This window comes from Arthrobacter sp. Y3223164 (genome assembly GCF_059091005.1).
Genome location: NZ_JBNHGF010000346.1, coordinates 1 through 2,930 on the forward strand (window position 1 = coordinate 1; position 2,930 = coordinate 2,930).

The window sequence follows — 2,930 nt, forward strand, 5'->3', positions numbered from 1 at the left end:
CCTAGCGCGGCAGGGCGGCGACCGGCTGCCGGCTGCCGGGCAGCTTTCCTGGAGCGCGTGTCCCCGGTCGCCGCACCCCAGGGGCTCGTTGACAGCCGTGGCATACTGAGGGCGTGAGCCGCCTCACACCGCCGTGCGGCCGCTCGAAAACTGAACACGCACCCATCACTACGGATCGTCGGGCACGTACCTGCCCGTGAAGGGAAAACAACCATGGCAACGGTAACGTTCGACAATGCCACGCGCTTATATCCAGGCACCGAAAAGCCCGCGGTGGACAGCCTCAAGCTGGAGATCGCCGACGGCGAGTTCCTGGTCCTCGTCGGCCCCTCGGGCTGCGGCAAGTCCACCTCGCTGCGGATGCTGGCCGGCCTGGAAGACGTGAACTCGGGACGGATCCTGATCGGCGACCGCGACGTCACCGACATACCGCCGAAAGACCGTGACATCGCCATGGTGTTCCAGAACTACGCGCTGTACCCGCACATGTCCGTTGCCGACAACATGGGTTTCGCCCTGAAGATCGCCGGCGTGTCCAAGGAAGAACGCGTCGAGCGGGTCCGCGAGGCGGCCAAGCTGCTGGATTTGGAGGAGTACCTGGACCGCAAGCCCAAGGCGCTCTCCGGAGGCCAGCGCCAGCGCGTGGCGATGGGCCGGGCGATCGTGCGGAATCCGCAGGTTTTCCTGATGGATGAACCGCTGTCCAACCTGGACGCCAAGCTTCGCGTGCAGACCCGCACGCAGATCGCCTCCCTGACCCGCCGGCTGGGCGTCACCACCGTTTACGTCACCCACGACCAGGTGGAAGCCATGACCATGGGCGACCGCGTGGCGGTGCTCAAGGACGGCATCCTGCAGCAGGTGGACACCCCGCGCGCCCTCTACGACCGGCCGGCCAACGTCTTCGTGGCCGGTTTCATTGGCTCGCCGGCCATGAACCTGCTGGAACTGCCGGTGACCGACGGCGGTGTCCAGTTCGGCGGCCTGACATACCCGGTGCCGCGCAACCTGTTGGACGCCGCGCACGGAAACACCGTCACGCTGGGGGTCCGGCCGGAGGACCTGGAGCGCGCAGAGGACGGACAGGGGCTCGCGGTGTTCGTGGACGTCGTCGAGGAACTTGGCGCCGACGCGTACGTCTACGGGCACACCGAGTTGGACGGCAAACGCTACGACATCACCGGCCGCGTCGACGGACGCACCCCGCCTCCGGCCGGCAGCACCACCTACGTGCGGCCCAAGGAGGGCCACGTGCACCTGTTCGACACCGAGAACGGTCTGCGGCTGGGCGAGCATGCCCCCGGCACGCCGCCCGCCTCGGTGGAGGACCTCAATACTCCGATCGAAGCCGGCAAGACAGCCGACTAGGCCCCGCGCCTAGGATGTAGTCATCATGGCTGACCAACATCCCGGCACCGGCGGTCCCGTCCAGGGGACCGCCGACGCGGCCCTGTCCGGCGGGGCCGCCTCGATAGCGTCGCTGAACATCACCGCGGCCACCACCGACGAACGGCTGCTGGACCTGCCCTGGCATCTTGCGCTGGAAGACTGGCCGCCGGAAAACCTGGCCGCGCTGCCCCGCGGGCTGTCCCGGCACGTGGTGCGGTTCGCCCCGCTGGGCGCGGGCGTGGTGGCGATCAAGGAGACCGCCGAAGAAGCTGCCCGGCACGAATACCAGATGCTGCGCAAGCTGCAGCGGCTGGCCATCCCCTGCGTGGAACCGGTGGCCGTGATGACCGGGCGGCTGCGCACCGACGGCACTCCCCTGCAACCGGTGCTGGTCACCCGGCATCTTCGTTTCTCGCTGCCGTACCGCGCCCTGTTTTCCCAGACGCTGCGGCGGGAGACGCTGACCCGCCTGATCGACGCGCAGGCACTGCTCCTAGTGCGCCTGCACCTGGTGGGGTTTTTCTGGGGCGATGTCTCGCTCTCCAACACGCTCTTCCGCCGGGACGCCGGAGCGTTCGCGGCCTACCTGGTGGACGCCGAAACCGGTGAGCTGCACCAGCGGCTCTCCGACGGCCAGCGCGAGCACGACCTCGAGATCGCGCGGGTGAATATCGCCGGCGAGATGATGGACCTCGTCGAGGGCGGCCTGCTCGAGGAAAGAGTGGATCCGGTGGCCACCAGCGAGCGGATCATGGACAGCTACCGCAAGCTGTGGGTGGAATTGACGGCGGAGGAATCATTCGACCTGGGCGAGCGGTGGCGGGTCAACGCCCGCATCCGCCGGCTCAACGATTTGGGGTTCGACGTGGAGGAATTCTCCATCAAGACCACCGCAGACGGGGCCACCATCCAGCTCCAACCCAAGGTGGTGGACGCCGGGCACCACCAGCGCCGGCTGCTGCGGCTCACGGGCCTCGACGTGCAGGCGAACCAGGCACGCCGGCTGCTCAATGACCTGGATGCCTACCGGGCGGACAACCAGCCGGAGCAGAGCGAGGAGATCAGCGCCCACAGCTGGGTCCGTCATGTCTTCGAACCGATTGTCCGGGCCATACCGCGCGAACTGGCGGGCAAGCTGGAACCGGCCGAAGTGGTCCACCAAGTGCTCGAGCACCGCTGGTATATCTCCGAAGCGCAGGACCGCAACGTGCCGCTGGCGGAGGCCGTGCAGTCCTACGTCGACACCGTGCTGCGGCACCGCCGCGACGAGGCCGCCATCATGCTCGATCCGGATGCGCGGACCGCCGCCGCCCTGGACGCGGCCGCGACGGACGAAGGCTGACAGCGCTCAGGCAGGCTGCCCTCCGCTCTTGCTGAAGATCGCCACGAGGAAGTCCGACGACGGGGTGAACGGGCGCAGGTCCCAGGTGGCCAACCGCAGGTCGGGGGTCAGGCCCGCCGCTGCGGCGTCGGAGAAGAACTCGTCGAAGTCGTAGCCGCGGCCGGCGCCGAACCCGGTCACGAGCCGGCCGGCGGGAGCC

At 68.4% G+C, this 2,930-nt stretch carries 2 protein-coding genes and 1 pseudogene; 2 read left to right on the plus strand and 1 reads right to left on the minus strand.

Features of this window, described 5'->3' with window-relative positions; translation table 11 throughout:
* Positions 1 to 213: 213 nt before the first annotated feature.
* Complete coding sequence (locus AC5RUJ_RS13770; RefSeq protein WP_493979431.1) at positions 214 to 1,368, plus strand: ABC transporter ATP-binding protein; 1,155 nt, start codon at positions 214 to 216, stop codon at positions 1,366 to 1,368.
* 25 nt (positions 1,369 to 1,393) lie between these two features.
* Positions 1,394 to 2,731, plus strand: a complete 1,338-nt coding sequence (locus tag AC5RUJ_RS13775) for a DUF4032 domain-containing protein (protein WP_494128665.1) — start codon at positions 1,394 to 1,396, stop codon at positions 2,729 to 2,731.
* Positions 2,732 to 2,737: 6 nt separating this feature from the next.
* On the opposite strand, the pseudogene AC5RUJ_RS13780 reads toward AC5RUJ_RS13775, so the two are convergent.
* A pseudogene (locus tag AC5RUJ_RS13780) lies at positions 2,738 to 2,930 on the minus strand (SAM-dependent methyltransferase); the annotation flags it as partial.

Bases quoted from the DNA above. Each gene is read 5' to 3' on its own strand.
- AC5RUJ_RS13775 (WP_494128665.1), top strand. From the start codon at position 1,394: ATGGCTGACCAACATCCCGGCACCGGCGGTCCCGTCCAGGGGACCGCC.
- AC5RUJ_RS13770 (WP_493979431.1), top strand. From the start codon at position 214: ATGGCAACGGTAACGTTCGACAATGCCACGCGCTTATATCCAGGCACC.